We start from the raw sequence: 21,350 nt of genomic DNA, 5'->3' as shown, positions 1-21,350 counted from the left end.
GCCCGCTTAGGTTTTGCAATGTTATTGTTATTTTAACGCTTACTTAATCACTAACGGTTGATGACGTTAGATATCAAGTTCTTTGTCTTCAACGTGGTTGGTGATCATCGCTTCAGTGGTGATCATCAAGCCAGCAACAGACGCTGCGAATTGAAGCGCTGAACGTGTTACTTTCGCAGGGTCCAAGATGCCCATTTCGATCATGTTGCCGTATTCACCTGTTGCAGCGTTGTAACCGTAATCGGAATCACCAGCTTTGACAGCGTTCGCCACAACAGAAGCTTCGTCACCTGCGTTAGTTGCGATTTGACGAAGAGGCTCTTCCATTGCACGTAGCGCAACTCGGATACCCACGTTTTGGTCATCATTGTCGCCTTTTAGATCCGCCAATTCTTTCGCGATCTTAGTTAGGGCAACACCACCACCAGCAACAATACCTTCTTCAACCGCTGCGCGAGTAGCGTGTAGCGCATCGTCCACGCGATCTTTCTTCTCTTTCATCTCAACTTCGGTTGCAGCGCCGATCTTGATCACCGCTACGCCGCCAGATAGCTTCGCAACACGTTGTTGAAGCTTATCTTTGTCGTATTGAGAAGTGGTTGTTTCGATTTGTTTTTCAATCGAAGCCACACGATCAGCAATCGCGCTTGCTTCTGCTGCGCCACCCACAATGGTTGTTGTGTCTTTGGTAATGGTCACTTTCTTCGCACTACCTAGTTGCTCTAACGTTGCTTTTTCGAGCTCTAGGCCGATTTCTTCAGAGATGACCGTACCAGCAGTTAGTACCGCAATGTCTTCCATCATCGCTTTACGGTTGTCACCAAAGCCAGGCGCTTTCACCGCAGTCGCACGCACGATGCCGCGCATGTTGTTCACAACCAATGTCGCTAGCGCTTCACCTTCGATGTCTTCAGCAATGATCAATAGCGAGCGAGAAGATTTCGCCACTTCTTCTAATACAGGCAATAGCTCGCGGATGCTACTGACTTTTTTGTCCACCAATAGGATGTAAGGGTTGTCTAGCTCTACGCTGCCATTTTCTTGGTTAGTGATGAAGTATGGCGACAAGTAACCGCGGTCAAATTGCATACCTTCAACCACAGACAATTCGTTGTTTAGACCTTGGCCTTCTTCAACCGTAATCACGCCATTGCGACCCACTTTTTCCATCGCTTCTGCAATGATTTCACCGATCGCGCGATCGCTGTTTGCAGAAATGCTACCCACTTGGGTGATGGATTCTTTGTCGCTGCATGGCTTAGACATTTCACGTAGTTTCTCAACCGCCGCTTCAGTGGCTTTGTCGATACCACGTTTTAGGTCCATTGGGTTCATGCCAGAGGCTACCGCTTTAAGACCTTCATTGATGAAAGATTGCGCCAGTACGGTAGCCGTCGTTGTACCGTCCCCCGCTTCATCATTCGCTTTGGACGCCACTTGTTTCACCATTTGTGCGCCCATGTTTTCGAACTTATCTTTCAGTTCGATTTCTTTCGCTACAGACACGCCATCTTTGGTGATGGTTGGCGCGCCGTAAGATTTATCAAGCACAACGTTGCGGCCTTTCGGGCCTAGTGTCACTTTTACTGCGTCCGCCAGTAAGTTCACACCTTTCAGCATTTTTTGACGTGCGTCATTAGCAAATAATACGTCTTTTGCAGCCATGGTTATCTCCTCAAAAAACTACTACAAAAATAATTACTCAACGATTGCTAACACATCAGATTCGGACAGAATTAAGTATTCTGCGCCGTCAATTTTCTCGGTTTTCACGCCGTAACCGTCATTGAAAATGATTTGGTCGCCCACTTTGACTTCCATCGCAGCGCGTTCGCCATTTTCAAGACGTTTACCTAAACCAACAGCAATGACTTTCCCGCGGTTTGATTTTTTCACCGACTGAGAAGTTAAAACGATTCCCCCTTCAGATTTATTTTCCACCTCTTGTCTTTCAACAATTAGCTTGTCATTTAAAGGACGAATTTTCATTTTTAAGTGCCTCCTACTTGGAACCAAAAATAAAAGACAAAATAAACATCAAGATGGATTTGCGAGTCGACAGCTCGCTTTCGATGAAAATAATAAGGTCGAAAAATTAGAGTTCAAGAGGTGAATTTGATAAAAATTTTTTATTAAATTAAATAAAATTTTCTATCGAATTATCGCATTCACAACTACTTAGCATCTCTTTATGATGGAAAATATGCTCAATCAAATCTAGAGTGGTTACGTACTCTTAAAAAGGATAATCAAACAATGAAAAAGGCCGTATCTCTATTTCTTGCAACGTTGTGCGTTGGCTTCCTCTCCCCCAACGTGTCGGCTTCTGAACGCGCTGAACAAGGGTGGCAATTGATTGACAAGGGCGCGATGATTGTCGATGTGCGTACGCCGCAAGAGTTTTCTGAAGGGCATTTGGATAATGCCGTCAACTTCCCTTTATCTGAACTTGATAAACATTTTCAAGACGTCGATAAAGATCAAGCTATCGTGTTGTACTGTCGCAGTGGTAACCGCTCTGGCAAAGCGTATCAATACTTACAATCGCAAGGCTTTACGAATCTGCACAATGCAGGTGGCTTAGAAGAACTACAAAACGCCAAATAGTCGTCTCCGTTCTAATATACAAAGTAAAAGCACAGAGCGTGTCGCAAGCGTATTGTAACGCGCTCTGTTTCTAAATACTTATCTACAACAACTCTATTTGGGCCCTGCATCAAATTGAGTCAGGTTATCCGATATCTCGATCCATGGCGCTTTCGACGCGACAAAAATATGGAAATCAGGCTTGTGAGAAGGTGTGTCATCCAAGATACCAAGGCGAATATTGACGATCCCATTGTTCTTTTTCGAATACAGGCTCGATCCGCAGTGGCGACAAAAGCATAGCATGGTATTTTCGCTTTTCTGATAAGTTTGAATATCTTCTTTCCCTTGGATAATAAGCAGTTTATCCAACGCAATACCACCGGCAGATGAATAGTCAGAACCTGTGAACTTGCGGCATTCAGAGCAATGGCAATTTCCCATGTACTTAAATTCATCTGCCACTTCCAACTTTACCTTGCCGCACAGACATGAGCCTTTTAGTACTTCCATTTGAATTCCTTTTTGTTATGAATCTAATTGAATTAGATGGCTATCTCGACACCATGCCACTGCAATACGAAAAATTAAAGACAGGCAATACAGGTTTTCAAAAATGAAACGAAAATGTAAAACATTCCATTCAGAGGGAAGTGCGCTCGACACGTGAAAAATAGAGCTATTTTAGATACAAAAACACCAAGCAATAACGCTTGGTGTTTACCTCACAGAATGTCGCCTCAGAAAAGGCGCTTTCCGCTGTGCTTAAAAAATGCAGTGTTTAGTAAAGCTGGTCGCTTCGTTTGCAGTCCAGTCACCTTTCGGCTTATCTTTCAGGTTTTCACACCATTGCTCGCTGCCGACACCATCTTGCAGAACACAATGCTTTGCAAAGTCTACCGCGTTGTCTGCTGTCCATTCTGTTTTTGGCTTATCGCGCATGTCGTTACACCAGCCTTCAGTGCCCACTTCATCACTACAAGCGGTCAAAGCAGAAGCCGCCAACATCAGCATGACTAGTTTTTTCATAAATTTAAGGTTCCAGTTGCAAACAATAGTAAAATTAAACTCAATCTCTTCAACACATGCCCATTCAAGTGTCTGAATAAAGGCGTCACTAGCTGAAGTGACTTTTGTATCAACTATAACGAAATTATCAGTCTACGTGTTAAGACACCGAAAAATTATTGAGCGACTCTGTGTAAAGCGCGCCATTCTAAAAGCTATAGGCAGCGCGCTTTTGTTAGCTCACCAACCTTAAAAGAGCCAGTACCAAAGCACGCTAAACGCAGCTCTAATGCCATTTGTTCAAAGTGATCGACGACAGACTGCGTGCTGATCGTCGCAGCTTTTAATACCGCACCAGCTTGCCCAATGAGATTAGCACCCAAATGAATGGCTTTCGCCGCTTCAAGTCCGTTATGAACACCTCCCGAGGCGATCAAGGGTAATGTAGGATGCAGTGCGCGGATTTGAGCCAAACATGTTGCTGTAGGGACACCCCAATCGCGGAAAAGCTCGGCTGCACGCTGCATTTTCGGATTATCTTGGCAATACCCTTCAACCGCACTCCAGCTTGTGCCACCCGCGCCCGCAACGTCAATTGCATCCACACCAGCATCAATTAATCGCTGCGCAACGTGTCCGCTAATACCAAAACCGACTTCTTTGATAATGATAGGAACCTTCACGCGAGATTTAAGCATCTCAATTGCCTGGAAAACACCAACCCAATTGTGGTCGCCATTTTTCTGAAACGCTTCCTGCATTGGATTAACGTGCACAAACAAGGCATCTGCTTGAATCGCCTCAACCGCACGTTGCGCATTATCGAGTTTACCTTTATCGAGCAATTGAGCGGCTCCAAGATTGGAATACAACGGTACTTCTTTCGCCAACTCACGAATGGTTTTACCCAAGCCCGAATGCTGACTTTCTTCTAAGCTAATCCGTTGCGAGCCCACACCCATGGCAATACCTAATTCACTTGCTGCTTCAGCTAGACGACAATTGATCGTTTCTGCGTCTTTTGCTCCGCCAGTCATCGAGCTAATCAAAAACGGTAGCGCTAATTGATGACCAAGAAACTCTGTCGATAAATCGATCGCGTGAAAGTCACATTCTGGCAGCGCACAGTGTTCAAACTCGACAGACTCAAAACCCGCCGTTTTATGCTTCATGCTCATATCATGATGTAAAACAGCATCTAGGTGTAAATCTTTTCGGTTAGTTTGCGGAGCCATAATGTCACCCTAAAGTAAAACAGTCGCGCAGTATTGCGATCCTTATCAGTAACGTCAATGCGAATTTTGTGAATTTGCCGGATTACTTTTCCGAAACGAGTAATGAGTCTCGACTGCCCCTGACATTATAAGAAAAGAAACTCGCTTTCCGTTTTCAACAAGCCGGCAAGTTTCTCTTCAAATTGAGATAATCAGCGTACAATACCCATGATGCAAATGGATCACATTGCTCTGTAGTTTACTTTACGCTGTCCGACAGAATTAGCGACACAATAGTGCTTGTCGTCGTTGGTTCAAACTGTTCGGGATCATCACAGAATTGAATTTTTCCTTTTTCTTCTACATGGAACAGCGGTACAACTGAACTACCTTTGTGATGCGCTAAATAATCTTGATACGTGAAGTTATCGCTCAATTTCGTGTGTTTAACCTCTGCACCACGACTTAACATACTGGCTAGCTGGGTATAGCTTACATTGCCGCCCATCAGCAATTTACCATGGTACTCCTGAGCCACGGAGTGCTTCTCGCTGCCATTGCCGTTGGTTTTCACTTTTTGTAAGCAGTGAACTTTATCTTCCCCAAACTCGTCGACGAATTGCATGCAAGCCATAATGTTGAAATGCTGATCGGGCGTTAATGCAACCACTTGACCTATTCCTATCAAGTTCAAGTTGTCGTCAGCGTGACTAGAAATAGGGTTGCCGTAATAGTAATCCAGTCCCAACATACGAACCTGACTGATGTACTCCCAGTTTGAGTCAGTCATTAATACGCGACGGTCATAACGCGCCAGCGCCTGCCCTATTTCTCTTGCTACTCGGTTAGCACCAATCAACAAGAAGCCGCGTGGTGCTGGCTCTGCAACGCCCAACGTCAGCGCTACAGGACGTGCCGTCGCACTTTGTAACACGACCGTTCCTATAATCACCATGAAGGTCATAGGGACCAGTAAAATCGCTTCATCAATGCCGTATTCGGTCAATTTGATCGCGAAAAGAGACGAAATCGAAGCAGCAACAATACCGCGCGGTGCAACCCAAGACAAAAACAGCTTATCTTTAAGACGCAAGTTGCTGCGGAAGGTTGAAAGAAAAATCGATAACGGACGCGACACTAACTGCATAAATACAAACAACAATAACGCACCGCTACCTAGCGCAGCAAAATCATCCAGACTGATTCGAGCCGCAAGGAAGATGAACAATCCGGTGATCAGTAAAATGGTTAAATGCTCTTTAAAGTGCAGAATTTGCTGAATATTGATGTCTTTAGCGTTTGCGAGCCACATACCCATTACGGTGACGGTTAGTAACCCAGCTTCAGACTCAATGTGGTTAGAGACCGAAAATACACCTAGAACCACCATCAAAACCGCAAATGGCTGCAAATATTCCGGTAGCCAAGAGCGACGCATGATCGTCGCAACTGCATAGCCTGAGGCCGCACCTAGCATGACACCGACAGCAATGATCGTCCCAAACACTTCGACGCTATTTATCGCGCTGTGAGATACGATAAACTCGTAAACCATCACAACAAAAAGCGCACCGAGCGGGTCAATCAAAATCCCTTCCCATCGCAAAATGTTAGCAAGCGTACTGTTAGGTCTTACGGTTCGTAGAAGTGGCACGATGACCGTCGGCCCTGTTACTACGGTTAAGCTGCCGAACAACATGGCAAGCTCCCAAGTAAAGCCGAGGAAATAGTGTGTTGCAATACTGGTCGCTGCCCACGAAATGATCGCCCCGATGGAAACGATGCTCCATACCGAACCACTCACGCCACGAATTTCTTTAAAATTTAAGGTCAAACTGCCTTCAAATAAAATCACTGCCACCGCTAAAGAAACCAACGGAAAGAGCAAATTACCTAATATCTCATCAGGATTTAACCACTGCATAAATGGCCCGACGATCAGCCCTGCCAACAACAAAAATAAAATCGCTGGCAAACGCAATCGCCAAGCTAACCATTGGCAACCTAAACCAATAACCCCAACCGCTGACAGCACCAGCGCTTCATTACCCACTTGCATCAATAATTACCTGTTTTTGTCTTTTTTCGCGTGAATGCGCTATACCCGAATACATTCAGCCTTACGGTCAAATAGAAACAACCGAACGTGCAAATCAAACGACTGACCTTCGATGACATCGCTACGAAACGCACATGTTTGAAGTCCTTTGGCGATCGCATCAGAACTATGAATATAGTTGACCCCCAATGACTTAACGACTCATTTTTGTTCATCAGGTCTTAAAGTGGCACACAAGTGTGCGACTTTGTCGAATTCATCATTACGCATTGAGTTTCATTATGTAGAATGATTTCTGAAGAAAGCGCGGAACCTAGCACTATATGAGGCTAAGGCATAGAGCATGAACTAAGCTTTAGCGTAAGTGCTCAAAGTTAAGAATCGTGTGTCACGCGACGTACGCAAGGAGAAATGGATTGTACGTAATACTAGCACTGTTCATGGCGTGTCTCGCCATCCTCATCGGAGTGAAAGCCGCCAACCGAGCTGCACTTTTAGAAAAAGAACTAGCCAAACTTCGTGAGGAAGTCACATCACTACGAGCCAGTGTCCATGGGGGCTCAAACCAACAATTCAGCATCGAAAAAGACACACCATCTGTAGCGACGTCACCTCACATAGAATCACCACAGAAAGATGTCTCATCCTCTGGGGAACATGATCCAGCTACCAACCTAGACTTGGACCAGAGCGCTGCGAATCAAGGGTACGCCCAGACAAGAGAAGTGCAACTGGATGTTTTTAGTCAAGAAAATGAGTCATTCCTTCAGAGTAAAGTTCAGAGCCTGCTTAGCAACATTCAAGAAAATTGGTTGGTTTGGGTAGGCGCATTGGCCATGCTGATCGGTGGAGGTTATCTCGTACAGGTGATTGGTAGTCACATCCAGTTTTCGCCATTTATGCGAGTGTCCTTTGCCTTTGTGATCTCATTACTTATGGTGCTTGTTGGCGAGTGGTTTCACCGTAAAGAACAACAGAATCCGCAACGGGCAGCACGAGCCCAAGGCTTTACGTATGTTCCTGCTGCTGTTACCGGTACGGGATTAACGGGCATTTACTGCACCGTCATTTTTGCCTTTGTGGTTTATCAAATGCTAACGCCGAGTATCTCGTTGATCATCTTGGCTTCAGCGGCATTTTTCAGTTTAGCATTATCATTGCGACAAGGGCCGTTAATGGCCGTGCTTGGCTTAATTGGTGGCTACACAGCACCACTGTGGATTGGGGGTAATGAACCCAACTACTTCTTGTTAGCCGGATACATCTGCGCAATTTCGTTCGCGGCGACCTTATTGATGCAAAAAGTGCGTAGGGCATGGATTACGCCAAGTATCGCGATTCCACATGTCATTTGGATGTTGCTGTTGATTGAGAGTGTACCAACAGAACGGTTGTTCTCGTGGCTCGCGATTTATCTCTCCATCACTTTGTATCTCATTTTCGCGGTTCCGAGAATGGGTTGGATGCTCAATCCTCGCTTTCGTCACTATCAAAGCAAGTGGACAAACTCGCCGACCGCTACCGCTCTCGCAACTGCTTTATTGACCTTTTCTGCCGTCACCAGAATGCCGGAGCTGAACACTCTACAAATGGCGTACTGTTATACGCTGCTTGTTGCGAGCATCTGGCTACCAGCACTTCGTACAGGCTGGTCATTACGTGTATTTTTGCCATCCATACTCGTCTCGGCAACCGCGCTGATAGTTCTTACCATCGCTTTTGATGCGCTGTATATGGTAGAGCGAGAAGCTAGCATCCTATTCGCATTGGCGGTGAGTATTGCGCTGATCTGCTATCGAACATATTGCCAATCACTTAGTGACCGTTCGCAACTCAGTGGGCTGCTTCTGCTGGTACTGGCTCCCGCGATGAGCTTAATTACGTTGTTTTATATTGACGAATTTATGCAAGGCTACCTGTGGTATTGGACTGCACTCTGCACATTGATGGCCACTTACTACGTTGTGCTTGGTCAGCGTGCACGTTCGTTGGCATTAGAATGCTCTGCCGTTATGCATGCTTTAATCGTAGGTATCGCTTTTGTTTGGTTGAGCGATACTTGGTTAACAACAGCAATCTCAATACAAGTTGCGATAATGGCCTTACAGGCTCAAGTCGGGTTATTTCGACCTGCGAGTTGGGCGATTAAAGTGGCAATGGGAATACTGGTTATCCGACTCACGCTGCTACCTTTCATCCCCGAATGGCAACCGGTAGAAGCTGGGCATTGGGCTTGGGTTCTTGTGAGTTATCTGCCTTCTCTCTTCATCTTGTCTTATGCTCGTTCAACACTAAAACAAGTGGACCGAGAACTGACCAACTGGTTTGAAGGGGCGTTTTTACATGTATTCTTAATGGCATTGTTCACCCAAACTAACTACTGGTTAACGGGGCAATATGGTTACTTGGGGCACATCGACTTCACAAGTGCGGCAGTCTTTGCCAATCAAGCATTAGTTATGGGTTTGGTATACAGCTACCGCAGCCAATTTGCGCAACGCTTAAGCCGTATCTACGAAATCTATAGTTACTTGCTTTGGTGCGCGTTCGCTATATTGATTATTTTGCTTAATACGGCAGAATCGCCGTTGGTGACTGATAACGTCTCGGCACAAGCACTTCCCATCTTTAACATGCTGAGTATCGGCTGGCTGTTACCAGCTTGCATCCTGCTTATCGCAACCTTTAAACGCTGGAATACGTTGCAAGTTCATCGATTTGCGATTGCTAGTCTAGGCTTTTTACTTGCAGCCATTTGGTTGGGGATGTCTATCCGTCAATTCTGGCAAACCACATCGATGATGCTGTATCAGCCAACCAGCATGGCAGAGTTGTTCAGTTATTCTGTGGCTGGCTTGCTCGTAGGTGGATTGCTGACTTGGCGCGGCGTGACCCAACAGGGGCTGATGATGCAGCGTGTCGGTCTAGTGGTCCTTGCCTGTGTCGCACTGAAAGTATTCTTATGGGATGTGAGCTCTCTGGATGGGTTCTGGCGAGCAATAAGCTTCTTAGGCTTAGGTGCGTCTTTGATAGCACTTGGATGGCTATTCCAGAAATTGAATCGTTCGGTGGCAAAAGCACTCGAGCCCTAGACGAGTCGAAGAGAGATTCCCGACAGTGCGCTGTTTTCGTTATTGGGGGACGATAACAGTGTAAAGCCGGGAATCATTGGAGTGTTCGTTACTTCAGTAAAGCGACCACGGTATGACGACGCACGTTTGCTTGCGCATTCAATGCCTGAAAAGTCGAAGTAAACTCGCCAGACTTTTGCATGAATCCATCCAGTTTTGCATTCACCTCATTGACTGAAAGCTGTGCGGTTTTGGTTTGGATAGAACGCATTTGAGTATTCAGTTCACCATGAAAAGCTTTCGCTTCTTGCAAACTCGTTTGAACTTGTTTCAGATGCTGATTTACTTTGGCAATCGTCTGCTTGATGCCGTCGCGTGAGCCTAGATCAAACCCGAGCTCCGCAATACCATCTGGCTCAGACTTTAAGTTCAAAACGTTAGGCTGTCCCGCAGGGAATCGGTGCCCTTCCCCCGTTACCATCACCTTTTGCTGCATTTGTTGATAAGCGTTGTCTCTGGCTTCAAATAAAATGCTGCCATCATCGGCTAATGAGGCTCGCATTCCTAACGCAATCAAGCTGCGATCCAGCATTTTGACCGTTCGCTCACCGTCTGATTGTCCATCAAACTGAATCATCACCGCTTGACCTTGAGGAAAATCCAAACGGATTTGCTCGGCCTTGTCGCTTAAGCGATGAACATTCAAACCTGGAATAGAAAAGCGACGAATGTTCGCTTTATCCAGTTTTAAGTGCAGTTCGTTATTTAGGACTTTCTGGCCATCGAAACGTGCTTGCTCAACGACTTTTTGGATGGTGGCTTTAGAGCGAACCAATGTATCCTGCAAACTAGGAACATTTTGTACGCCTTGATTAACAGCTTGCGTCAAACCACGTTTAATTTGCGTGAGCTCTTTGCCAATCACCTGCAGCGATTTGGAAGCGATCTGAACCGCCGTGGCTTGCTGCTGACCCTGCGTAAGCTGAATACCAGATACAGAGTAGGCTGACGCAGTGTCAGCCTGAATTTGCGCCGGGCGCGGTTTAATTGCCGTACTTGAGTCTGCAGAACGGGTCGGCATGATAGAGGCTTGTTCTTGTCCACCTAAGCGTATGCTATGGGGTCTAACCTCTACTGTACTCATTACCATAAAAAGAACTTCCTAACCTTATAAACGGTCAAACAGCGACAAACCATCGATCTTCACATAGCTTGCTTGCGTTGCTTGCAAAGCGGCCATGTAATTACTCAATCGTACCGACGCTTCACCATAGTCCAGAGCAGAGAGGTCTCCAGATACTTTGTCAACGAACAGCTTGTTTTCACTGTGCGCGCCACCAACAAGATCTAAGTTGTTGTGTCGACCACCAATCTCAGTCATGGTCCCTAGTACGTTTGAAAAAGTATCGTCGATAGCGCTGATACTCGCCTCAACTTCAGCTCTGAAGTTGGCGGTAGGGCTCTCAAACTCTTTGATCAGCGCATCAATTTGGTTAAGCACGTTATGGCCTCCCCCAAGGTCCAATATTTCTTTTGCAGTCATATTGGAATCCATCGTGACACCTTTAGCAATTGTTACTACGCGCTTGTCACTATTACCTTCAATTACGTAGCTGCCGCTCGCTTTACTTACAGCCGCAGTATCCGTTTTAGTACCAGAGAAAAGGTAGTGCCCTTCTTCATCCTGCGCGTTAAAAGACGACTCAATAGAGTCACGGTAACTCTTAAGCTCTGTAATCATACCGCCACGACTTTCGTCAGTAAGAGAGCCGTTCGCACCCCAAAGCGCGATGTCTCGCATGCTTTTTAAGCTTTCTTTGATCGAATCTAAATGGGTTTCTTGACTCGATAGCGTCGTTTTTACGTTTTCAATGTTGTTTTTGTACTGAGCAATCGCACTGGTTTCTCGGTCTAAGTTAAGCAACTTGATCGAAGCCATTGGATCGTCAGACAGCTTGGTCAAGCGCTTGCCAGTAGACATCTGTTGCAGAGCTTCGCCTAATCCCGCGCTATTGCTCTGCAAGCTGTGCAACATCATTTGACTAAATTGATTGTCACTAATTCGCATCTAAACTTTCCTCTTAGAATAACTGCAGAATAGAATCGAGCAGTTGATTTGCTGTGCTGATCACTTTCATGTTGGCATTGTGCGCATTAGCAAACATCATTAGGTTAGCCGCTTCTTCATCGCTGTTTACGGAACTAACATTATCGCGAGCTGCGTGCGCTTGCTTGTTCATGGCTAACTTCGCTTGATAATCAGCGTTAGCTTGGCGTGCTTTAATTGCGGTTTGACCCACCATTGAACTAAAGGCATCGTTCAAGCTTACTGAGCCGTAACCTGATACCGCCACTGGCTTGTTGCTTAACTCGATCAATGATTGCAACGCATCTGCGTTACCAGGTGTTCCATCACTTGAGAACGCAAGCTCATCTGGAGTTAGCTTGGTAATATCCAAACTGGCTGCAGGGTTTGCTGGGTCATAGCTGAACAAAGGTTTACCTGGGTTGCCATTTAAGTCTTTGCCAGTTGCAAGCACGGCGTTGTATTCATCCGCGAGAGCTTTCGCCATGTCATTCAGAGCCAGTTGGTTTGGTTTCAACACTTCGGTTTGATAGTCATTAATCGCACCTAATTTGCCACCAAGCGAGTCACCAATCGCAAAACTTTGATTCGAGAACGTGACGTGTAAGTCCGCCAAGTAAGGATCACTCGGGTCAGGAATGGCTTCCAGTTTGCCATGGTCCGTACCCATCACAAGCGGTTGACCAGAGGTTAGTGTGACCTGAACACTGCCGTCATGCTGCTGTGTTGTTTTGATTTCAATGGTTTGAGATAACTCACCGATTAACCTATCTCGTTCATCCATTAACTGTGATGGGTTACCACCTGTACCTTGCATCTCTACCAGTTGCTTGTTCACCTTCGCGATATTTTCCATAAGGCTATTCGCGTGGTTAAGCGCTGCATTACGTTGGTCGCTCATGTCTTTATGTTGATTGTATAAAGACTCGGTAAGCGTATTAAAACGGCGGGCCAAAGCTTCAGATTCGTTAATGATCTGCTGGCGGTAAGGTATGGATTCCGGCTTAACGGTCGCATCGTTAAGCGCAGCGTTTAGCGAGTCCAAGCCAGCCGATATACTGAAACCATCGGCACCAAGCGTATTCTCCAGCTGACTCATGTTACTGGTGTATCCAGATGCGTATGCCGCCATACTGTTAGTCGACCACGTTTGCTTAATCAGAAATTGATCAGTAACGCGGCGAATGCTAGTGACTTCTACCCCTAAGCCTGGACTTAAGCGATTGGCTTTACCATCATCGACAGACGCCATCAACGCTTGTTGACGACTGTAACCCACGGTATTCACGTTTGCCACGTTTTGCGCGGTTACGTCTAGGGCCACACGGTTCGCGCCTAAACCTGAAAGGGCAATATTAACTAGGTTCATTTACAGCTCCATTTTTCTGATCAACGGCTGAGAAAACGCGGTAGTCATACCGGCCTCACCGAATACCTGTTTAACAGAGGCGACGGCTTGAGAAGCGGTATTAAATAGGCTTGAATTCTTCTCCACCTCTTTAGAATCTACTTGTGAGATAGATTCAGAATTCGAAGCTTTACCATCGTTAGCGGATGAGATGTTGCGCGCAGCATCGAAAGCAACCTCACGCATAGACGGGCTCAGCTGTTGGATGAGCATATTGGCAATGCCTGAGCTCTGTTTCTTTGCTAGTTCCATCGCCAGCTGACCGTCATACATATCACGGAATACCCCTTGTTGCTGACTGGCAAACGGGCTGTCTTTATCAGCAAGAGCATCACTACTGCTGCGCATTTGGCGTAACACCATTTGTAAGAACATTGCCTCAAATTGACCTGCGACGACTTCAAGTGCGCCTTCTTGATCACGACTATGCTTGATGTTAGCCAATGCACTGTTGTCGTGATAAAGCATCGAATTTAACTGAGTTTGTTCATTGGTACTGTCTAGCTTCATCCTTAACTCCTTATATCACGACCAATTCAGCGTTCAATGCACCCGCTTCACTCAAAGCTTGCAGGATAGACATCAAGTCTGTAGGCGTGGCACCTAAACTATTTACCGCATTAACTATGGTGTTAAGTTCCGTGCCTGGAGGCCAAATCACCATCTGAGCGAGATCTTCATTCACATCAAGATCCGTTTGGTTAACGACTTTCGTATCGCCATTTGCAAACGCATTAGGCTGACTAACTTGTTGTGATTCAGAAATTCGCACGGTTAAGTTACCGTGACTTACTGCTGCTTCACTCACTTTGACACTCTTGCCGATCACCACGGTGCCAGTGCGAGAGTTAAAGACAATACGAGCTGGTTTACGGCCTTCAACGACGCTCATTTCTTCAAGCATCGACATCATGACGACACGCTGCTGTGTATCTTTTGGTGCACGCATATCAATGCGCGCTTTATTGATCGCAACTGCAACGTTAGGTCCAAAAGTGTTGTTAATTTCACGCGCAATATTTTTTGCTGTAGTGAAGCTAGGCTTGCGCAGGTTTAGGGTGATTTCATCACGTTGGTTGAAATCGGTTTTGATTTCTCTCTCTAAAGTCGCACCATTCGGAACGCGACCCGCCGTTGGTGTGTTCACTTCTACTTTGGAGCCACTTCGCCCCTCTGCAGATAAGCCCCCCACAACCACGTTGCCTTGCGCAATCGCGTACACTTCGCCATCAATACCACGTAAAGGCGTTAGCAATAACGTACCACCGCGAAGGCTCTTTGCATCACCGATTGAAGACACAACCACATCCAACGTTTGTCCTGGGCCTGCCATTGGATCAACGGACGCTGTCACACTCACAGAAGCCACATTTCGTAGCTTAGGGTTCATACTGTCATCAATTTGAACCCCAAACTGACGTAGCATGTTGGTAATAGATTGAGAGGTAAATTTCACTTGGTTTCGGTCACCTTGGCCGGCTAAGCCAACCACCAAACCATAACCAACCAGTTGGTTTTCTCGAATGCCGCGAACATCGACCAAGTCCATGATCGGAATTTCCGCTTCAGCACGTGAAGTGCCTGGTAGTCCCAAGGTCAACACCAATAGGAGAGACATAAAGAAAGATTGCATTGTCTTCATTAGAAAGGTACCCATGGGCTGTTGAAGAACTGAGTTAGCCACCCGGCTGCATTGCTGTCAGCTAGGGCTCCGCGACCTGCGTAGGTAATTCTTGCATCAGCAATTCGTTGAGAAGAAACTTGGTTACTGCGGTTAATATCATCCACACGGACGATACCGGTTAGACGAATAAACTCGTCGCCTTGATTCAGACGAAGCCATTTTTCACCGCTGATACGCAATACGCCATTAGGTAATACTTCGTGTACCGTTACCGTAATGGCACCCTGAAGCTTGTTGCCTTGTGAACTTGATGCACTGCCATCGAAGTTACGTTTGCCATCCACGCTAACCCCTAACTCATCGATAGTTTTCGTGCCTATGGTCGGAGCCACAAAGTTAATTGCTGAACTTTTACCGAACTTAGTACCCGCATTTTTACTCGATGAGGTTTCTTCTGATAATTGAACCGTTAATACATCGCCAACTCGGTAAGCACGACGATCCTGGAACAGGGTCATCGTGTATTGGTGACGATAAAGGCTACCAGATTGGGTTTCCGGCAGCGTGTAATCGAGCGTTGGTGGTGCATATTCCTCAGCATTCGGCTCAGGCGGAATAAATTCCTGACGGCCAGCACATCCCACCAGCAACACGGCGGCTACTGCCCAACTCTTAGAAAGCCATTTCATTGCTTTTTCCTTCATCATCACCAATTTCATACTTACATTGATTGCGAAACAAACTTCAGCATGTCATCTGCAGCAGAGACCACTTTCGCATTCATCTCATACGCACGTTGAGTGGTGATCATGTCGACCATCTCTTCTACTACTTGTACGTTTGACCCTTCCAGTGCACCTTGCTTGATAATGCCGGCACCATCAGCTCCTGCAATCAGCTCATCAGCTGGACCGCTGGCTTCCGTTTCACGGAATAAGTTGCCACCCATGGCCTCTAAGCCGGCTGGATTGATGAATTTTGCAAGTGTAATTTGACCAAGCTGCTGAGGTGTTGGATCGTCTGCTGTTGTTGTAGTCACGGTGCCATCAACACCCACAGAGAAAGAGACCGCATTGTCTGGGATCTGGATTTGAGGCTCTAAAGGCAGGCCCTGACTGTTCACCATTAAGCCTTCTGAGTTTCGATGGAACTGACCATTACGTGTATACATGATCTGTCCGTCCGAGTTTTCTATTTGGAAGAAACCCTGACCCATTACAGCAAGATCCAACTCTTGCGTTGTGTTTTGGGTATTACCTTGAGTGAATACTTTTTGTGTGCCAACAACGCGAACACCGCTACCTAGCTGAATACCACTTGGTAGTTCGTTAACTTGGTCTACTTGAGCGCCTGGTTGACGCTGAATGCTGTAGAAAAGATCTTCAAATACAACTCGGTCACGCTTAAAGCCTACCGTGTTTACGTTTGCTAGGTTGTTAGAAATGGCAGTCATCTTAGTGTCTTGCGCTGCCATGCCTGTTTTACTTACCCATAATGCTGAATGCATTTTTTACTCCTTGCGGGGCGAGACTTAGCTCGCCGCCATTAATTTGTTACCAGCTTTTGCTAGAGTTTCCGCCGTTTTCATCATGCGAACTTGCATTTCAAAGTTGCGCGTCAGCGACATCACACTAACCAATTCATCAATAGCAGATACGTTACTGCCCTCAATGTGCTCAGGAGAGAGTTGCACGGTTTCATCTGCCGCGAATGGCACGCCATCTACGCTGTGCAGCAAGCTATCGCTCTCTTTTTGCAGCTGATTAATTTCCGGTTTAACCAACTTCAAAGTGCCTGCCACAATTTCTGCGCCGCCACCTGGTGGGATCACTGAGACTTGACCACGCTCGCTGATTTCAATCTTTTGGTAATCCGGCACAACCAAAGGACCATTGTCACCGAGGACAGGGAACCCATTGATTGTTAGAGCGCCAAAAGTATCGACCTGAATATTGCCTGCACGGGTGTAAGCTTCGTTACCCGCTGGGGTTTCTACAGAGAGATACCCCTCCCCCATAACCGCAACGTCCAACGGACGTCCTGTTTTCACAATATCGCCAGCGTCGAAACGTGTTGAGGCAGAGTTGGTCACAACCATAGTGCGACCATCAAAACCAGGGCCTTGCATCTCGACACTACGCACACGCTCCATATCCGCTCGAAAACCCGCAGTATCAGCATTTGATAAGTTGTTTGAACGAACGTGCTGCGCTTTAAGAACTCGGCTGGCACCCGACGTTGCCGTAAATAACAAACTATCCATGCAAAACTCCCATTACACCGCGTTAAACAAAGCTTGAGTAAGCTTGTCGCTGGTAGAAATTGTCTTTGCGTTTGCTTGGTAGTTGCGTTGTGCAGTCATTAGAGCAACAAGCTCGCTGGTTAAGTCAACGTTAGAACCTTCTAATGCACCCGGAGTTAGGTCACCCATCGTACCTGAACCCGGAACACCCATAATTGGAGCACCTGAGCTAAAGCTTTGAGTCCATGATGTTCCACTCACTTTCGCTAAGCCTTGTGTGTTTGCAAAATCAGCAAGAACAACCTGACCTTGTAGCTGTGATTGGCCGTTAGTGTAAGTCGCGTAAACCATGCCGTTACCTTCAACGCGTACACCTGCAAGTTCACCTGATGTGTAACCGTTAGGGCTATTAGTACTTACGCCAAAAGCTGCACCAAATTGCGTGCTGCCTTTCAGGTTAATGTCTACACTCATCGCGTTCGCGCCTGCAGCAGGGAATGAAACATTAAACGGTGCTGTCGGTGTTGAAAGCGAGCCATCTTTACCAAACGTTACAGGCACAGTTGCTACTGGCGTCGTACCGCCATCTACTTGAACGTTCACTTCCCACGAGTTAGAAGCAGTCTTAGTAAAGTACTGAGTTACCGTGTGCGAGTTACCCAATGAGTCGTAGACTTTTGTTGTGTAAGACGAGTTAAATGAGCTTGGATCTTTTGGATTGAATGGCGTTACGGCTTTATCAATAACAGACGCGCTTGCGTCGAAGTTCGCAACAAAATCTAAGCTGTCTGTTGCTTTAGCATTCAGCGAGGAAGTCGATACCTGAATATTACCCACAGAACCTGTCATTAGGTTGTTGTTGCTATCGACACTGTAACCTTGAAGCTTTGCACCGCTGTTAGCCGTAACAAAGTTGTTCTTATCCGTTGAGAACACACCTGAACGTGTGTACAACATTTGACCCATATTATCTTTAGTAACAAAAAAGCCACCGCCATTAATAGCTAGGTCCATCGCACGGCCAGTTCCTGTGATACTGCCGTCTTTGTCGAAGTTCTGTGAAATTGACGCGACTTCCACACCACCAAGTTGCATGCCGTTATATACAGCGGAGAATTCTGTGCGGCCACCTTTAAAACCATACGTTGATGCGTTGGCAATGTTGTGACTGATTGTGTTTAGCTCTGTGTTGGTCGCGTCCAGACCACTTAGTGCGATGTTAAAACTCATAAATAGACCTCTGATTTCCGTATTTGGTTAAGCACCAAACTGAGTGATTTGATAGAAAGGAACGTTGCCAACGCCATGGACATTGACTAATGCTGCGCCACCGGTATTAGGAATGCGCACTTGCTCAACAGTGCCTGCCATCAGCACATTTGGACTTGCTTGCCCTTCTTGCACTTCTACGGCCACTGAGTATTTGCCTGGTTTAAGACCAAGTTCTTCAGGATTAATTGAAAAGTCGACGTCACCTTTGCCGTGAGCACCTAGTGGCACTTTAGTTGATTGACCAAATTCATCTTTAACAACTAACGTGACTTGGTTTGAGCTATGAGCGAGTTCGATTTTTCCGTTTTGTACGTCTTCACCAAGCTGAAATTCATCCGCATTGACGTAAACCGTTTGCCCAACAAGGCCCGCTGTTGATAGCACTTGCATGTTGTCCAGTAACACCATGCTCTGTTGCATTGTCTTAGACATATTCTCGGTACTTTGTACCTGCGAGAACTGAGCCAATTGACCAACGTATTCCGTACCATCAAGGGGATTAAGTGGGTCTTGGTTTTGAATTTGAGCCACCATCAAAGAAATAAACTCATTCTCCAATGAAGAAGCGCTGTTCATGTCTTTAGGGTTTGGTGAGATACCGTTGCTGTCTTTTGCTTTTGTATTTACTGGAGCGTCAGACGATAAAGGGGTGTATTGTGCAATACTCATTAGCTGCCCTGCCCTAATCTAAGCAGACCTTGCTGCATACTTTTTACATTGGCTAATACTTCAACATTCGTTTCGAAGCTGCGTGTTGCGGACATCATGTCTGCCATTTCAGCAACTACATCAATATCGGGGTAAAACACATAGCCTTCATCATTAGCCAGTGGGTTGTTCGGCTCAAAACGCTTCTCTGCATCTCCAGCATTTTTAACAACGTCAACAATGCGAACTTCTGCATTGGGATAAGCTCCATTTTCTGTTGTCATTTGCGTTTTTTGGTACACAGTCGCAAATACTGGCTTAAGCGCTTTATAAGCATCTTCTGGATTTGCAGATACTGCATCTGCGTTTGCTAAGTTACTGGCTACCGTATTCAGACGCACAGTTTGTGCTGTCATCGCGGAACCAGTGATCGAGTAAATATCAGTGAATGACATAATTAACGTCCCTCAATCGCTTTCGCTAAGCCATTAAATTTCATGTTGAGAAACGTCAGGCTAGTTTGAAAGTCCATGTTGTTTTGCGTGAATTTTGCTTGTTCAACACCAAGCTCTACGGTGTTGCCATTTTTGCTATTCTGGTAAGGCACCGAGTATTGGGCCTGAACCTGGAACTTTGGCACCGGTTTGTTCACACCACCTGCCGTTACTTGGTTCATTACGGTGGTGAAACTTAGGTCTTTCGCCAAATACCCAGGGGTGTCAACATTTGCTAGGTTACTGGCGAGGACTTTGGTACGCTGAACGCGAAAATTAAGTGCCTCTGGATGTACTCCTAAAGCATTTTCAAATGTGATCGCCATGCATCTTCCTTACAGTTGGCTCGAATACGCCAACATACAAACAAGATACGTGCCATAAAAAATAGCCATATATATCAATGATTTACAAACAAGGATGGAAGCCAGACTTCCGGTTCTCGGAAAGCATTAAAAACAAGAGGAAAGTGTCTACTTCCTCAACAATAATGCTGACGTTACTCGCTTTGACATCAGAACAAGCATTCGCCAACACCAATGACAAAACCCTAAGCGTTGAAGAGATAAGGTCCGTTGTAGCAACGGATTTCGAACAAGAGGTGGATCGCGTAGCGCTCTCCAATCAGTGGGGGGAGTACAAACTAGACTTCGACATGTGGGTGCCCGGTTCAGCCAATCACTTGCCAGAATGTGAATCTCCTTTAGTTATCACAGGTCGTGACAACAACACGTTGCCAGTCGGTAACCTCAAGCGCTCAGTCAGCTGCGACAATATCGCATCACCATGGCGAATTAACGTTACGATAAAGTCTTCGCTGACTCTGCCTGTTTTGGTCGCGACAACCACGGTTGGCCGAAATGAAGTCGTAACGGCTAAACACATAAAGCTTGAAACCCGAACCATCTCTCGCCAAGACGATTTTTATACTCGCCCCGAGCAAGCAGTAGGCTTAGAAACCTCGCGTCGTTTGCGGGCTGGACAAGTGGTTAATCCATCCAATTTGTCGGCCCCACCTCTAATCGAGAAAGGCAATGAAGTCATAGTCATTGCGAGCAAAAATGGATTTAGTGCCAGCACAAAAGGAGTCGCCTTAGAAGATGGAGCGAAAGGGCAACAAATTGACGTGGAAAACCCAAGTTCGGGCAAGGTCATAAGAGCAGTCGTAACTGGATTAAACCAGGTTCATACTCAATTTTGATTTTTTGACTCGGGGTAACATTTTTTAATTTTGGCTCTCGTCAGTAACACTGAACTTCGAGTACAAAAAAAATATTTAATGTTTATCACATTCTAACCGCCTACTTAATTTAGAACATGATGATGAGGACCACAGCATGAAAATCGACAAAGTCGCGGGCGGTCATGTCCCACAAACAAAATTACAGCAAGCAAGCAAACAGCCTGTCGACGTCGTCGAACAGAGCAAAGTACACGAGCCTGCATTTCAAGCGAATACCGTAGCGATAGATCGCGCTCAAGCTGAAATGGCATCACTACCTGATGTTGATATGGAAAAAGTAGAACAAGTACGCAACGCATTAGCGCGTGGTGAACTTAGCCTAGATACAAAAGTGCTATCCAAGGCAATCATGCAGTTCCATACAGGTCACGAGTAATAAAACGCTAGGAAGACAT

At 46.1% G+C, this 21,350-nt stretch carries 22 protein-coding genes; 4 read left to right on the top strand and 18 right to left on the bottom strand.

The window, feature by feature from the left end; genetic code table 11:
• Positions 1-66: 66 nt before the first annotated feature.
• On the bottom strand, positions 67-1,665 hold the full coding sequence (gene groL / locus R7Q48_RS00685; protein ID WP_053304624.1) for a chaperonin GroEL: 1,599 nt from the start codon (positions 1,663-1,665) through the stop codon (positions 67-69).
• Positions 1,666-1,698: 33 nt separating this feature from the next.
• Positions 1,699-1,989 carry a co-chaperone GroES gene (locus tag R7Q48_RS00680; protein ID WP_005373989.1) on the bottom strand — a complete coding sequence of 97 codons (291 nt, stop codon included), beginning with the start codon at positions 1,987-1,989 and terminating at the stop codon, positions 1,699-1,701.
• Between the two features lie 267 nt (positions 1,990-2,256).
• Between R7Q48_RS00680 and R7Q48_RS00675 the strand changes: the two genes are divergently transcribed.
• Entirely contained in the window at positions 2,257-2,607 is a 351-nt protein-coding gene (locus R7Q48_RS00675; RefSeq protein ID WP_064376174.1) for a rhodanese-like domain-containing protein, read from the top strand.
• Between the two features lie 93 nt (positions 2,608-2,700).
• Here the strand turns inward: R7Q48_RS00675 and R7Q48_RS00670 are convergent, their stop codons facing one another.
• The 4 genes from R7Q48_RS00670 to R7Q48_RS00655 all read right to left on the bottom strand — a co-directional run bounded on the left by R7Q48_RS00670 (position 2,701) and on the right by R7Q48_RS00655 (position 6,867).
• Positions 2,701-3,099, bottom strand: coding sequence for a GFA family protein (locus tag R7Q48_RS00670; protein ID WP_064376173.1), 399 nt, complete (start codon positions 3,097-3,099; stop codon positions 2,701-2,703).
• Between the two features lie 252 nt (positions 3,100-3,351).
• Complete coding sequence (locus R7Q48_RS00665; protein ID WP_005373992.1) at positions 3,352-3,615, bottom strand: DUF3012 domain-containing protein; 264 nt, start codon at positions 3,613-3,615, stop codon at positions 3,352-3,354.
• 194 nt (positions 3,616-3,809) lie between these two features.
• A complete protein-coding gene (gene fni, locus R7Q48_RS00660; protein WP_005388695.1) occupies positions 3,810-4,829 on the bottom strand; it encodes a type 2 isopentenyl-diphosphate Delta-isomerase in 1,020 nt (339 codons plus the stop codon).
• Between the two features lie 238 nt (positions 4,830-5,067).
• Complete coding sequence (locus tag R7Q48_RS00655) at positions 5,068-6,867, bottom strand: sodium:proton antiporter (protein WP_318132104.1); 1,800 nt, start codon at positions 6,865-6,867, stop codon at positions 5,068-5,070.
• A 440-nt stretch (positions 6,868-7,307) separates the two neighbouring features.
• On the opposite strand from R7Q48_RS00655, the gene R7Q48_RS00650 reads away from it, so the two are divergent.
• Complete coding sequence (locus R7Q48_RS00650) at positions 7,308-9,959, top strand: DUF2339 domain-containing protein (RefSeq protein ID WP_411979271.1); 2,652 nt, start codon at positions 7,308-7,310, stop codon at positions 9,957-9,959.
• 88 nt (positions 9,960-10,047) lie between these two features.
• Here R7Q48_RS00650 and R7Q48_RS00645 read toward each other — a convergent pair whose 3' ends face one another.
• Genes R7Q48_RS00645 through flgB form a run of 12 tightly spaced genes read right to left on the bottom strand, consistent with a single transcriptional unit; the run spans position 10,048 to position 20,038 of the window.
• A complete protein-coding gene (locus R7Q48_RS00645; RefSeq protein ID WP_256903322.1) occupies positions 10,048-11,088 on the bottom strand; it encodes a flagellin in 1,041 nt (346 codons plus the stop codon).
• 18 nt (positions 11,089-11,106) lie between these two features.
• Positions 11,107-12,006, bottom strand: coding sequence for a flagellar hook-associated protein FlgL (flgL, locus tag R7Q48_RS00640; protein ID WP_005373998.1), 900 nt, complete (start codon positions 12,004-12,006; stop codon positions 11,107-11,109).
• Between the two features lie 13 nt (positions 12,007-12,019).
• The gene (flgK, locus tag R7Q48_RS00635; protein WP_005374000.1) at positions 12,020-13,393 is read right to left on the bottom strand and encodes a flagellar hook-associated protein FlgK; all 1,374 of its coding nucleotides are present in this window, start codon (positions 13,391-13,393) and stop codon (positions 12,020-12,022) included.
• On the bottom strand, positions 13,394-13,942 hold the full coding sequence (locus tag R7Q48_RS00630) for a rod-binding protein (protein WP_005374002.1): 549 nt from the start codon (positions 13,940-13,942) through the stop codon (positions 13,394-13,396).
• Positions 13,943-13,952: 10 nt separating this feature from the next.
• Entirely contained in the window at positions 13,953-15,089 is a 1,137-nt protein-coding gene (locus R7Q48_RS00625) for a flagellar basal body P-ring protein FlgI (protein ID WP_086026720.1), read from the bottom strand.
• The gene (gene flgH, locus R7Q48_RS00620) at positions 15,074-15,745 is read right to left on the bottom strand and encodes a flagellar basal body L-ring protein FlgH (protein WP_017635111.1); all 672 of its coding nucleotides are present in this window, start codon (positions 15,743-15,745) and stop codon (positions 15,074-15,076) included. Before flgH ends, R7Q48_RS00625 begins: the two co-directional genes overlap by 16 nt.
• A gap of 32 nt (positions 15,746-15,777) precedes the next feature.
• On the bottom strand, positions 15,778-16,563 hold the full coding sequence (gene flgG, locus R7Q48_RS00615; protein WP_005374008.1) for a flagellar basal-body rod protein FlgG: 786 nt from the start codon (positions 16,561-16,563) through the stop codon (positions 15,778-15,780).
• Between the two features lie 24 nt (positions 16,564-16,587).
• The gene (gene flgF, locus R7Q48_RS00610) at positions 16,588-17,319 is read right to left on the bottom strand and encodes a flagellar basal-body rod protein FlgF (RefSeq protein WP_005374009.1); all 732 of its coding nucleotides are present in this window, start codon (positions 17,317-17,319) and stop codon (positions 16,588-16,590) included.
• Positions 17,320-17,331: 12 nt separating this feature from the next.
• On the bottom strand, positions 17,332-18,528 hold the full coding sequence (gene flgE, locus R7Q48_RS00605; RefSeq protein WP_137282833.1) for a flagellar hook protein FlgE: 1,197 nt from the start codon (positions 18,526-18,528) through the stop codon (positions 17,332-17,334).
• A 27-nt stretch (positions 18,529-18,555) separates the two neighbouring features.
• Positions 18,556-19,239, bottom strand: a complete 684-nt coding sequence (flgD, locus tag R7Q48_RS00600; RefSeq protein WP_005384410.1) for a flagellar hook assembly protein FlgD — start codon at positions 19,237-19,239, stop codon at positions 18,556-18,558.
• Positions 19,239-19,673, bottom strand: a complete 435-nt coding sequence (flgC, locus tag R7Q48_RS00595; RefSeq protein ID WP_005374012.1) for a flagellar basal body rod protein FlgC — start codon at positions 19,671-19,673, stop codon at positions 19,239-19,241. The genes flgD and flgC overlap by 1 nt, the downstream gene beginning before the upstream one ends.
• Before the next feature lie 2 nt (positions 19,674-19,675).
• Positions 19,676-20,038 (bottom strand): flagellar basal body rod protein FlgB, encoded by a 363-nt coding sequence (gene flgB, locus R7Q48_RS00590; RefSeq protein ID WP_005374013.1) that lies wholly within the window; start codon positions 20,036-20,038, stop codon positions 19,676-19,678.
• A gap of 77 nt (positions 20,039-20,115) precedes the next feature.
• On the opposite strand from flgB, the gene flgA reads away from it, so the two are divergent.
• Together flgA and flgM are read left to right on the top strand one after the other, a co-directional pair.
• Complete coding sequence (flgA, locus tag R7Q48_RS00585; RefSeq protein ID WP_213970296.1) at positions 20,116-20,913, top strand: flagellar basal body P-ring formation chaperone FlgA; 798 nt, start codon at positions 20,116-20,118, stop codon at positions 20,911-20,913.
• A gap of 136 nt (positions 20,914-21,049) precedes the next feature.
• The gene (gene flgM, locus R7Q48_RS00580; RefSeq protein ID WP_005374016.1) at positions 21,050-21,331 is read left to right on the top strand and encodes a flagellar biosynthesis anti-sigma factor FlgM; all 282 of its coding nucleotides are present in this window, start codon (positions 21,050-21,052) and stop codon (positions 21,329-21,331) included.
• The last annotated feature ends 19 nt before the right edge of the window (positions 21,332-21,350 follow it).

The sequence above is a fragment of the Vibrio sp. 378 genome, from assembly GCF_033339435.1.
Note: the sequence above shows the minus strand (reverse complement) of the source record. Positions and strands in the feature narration are given on the sequence as shown.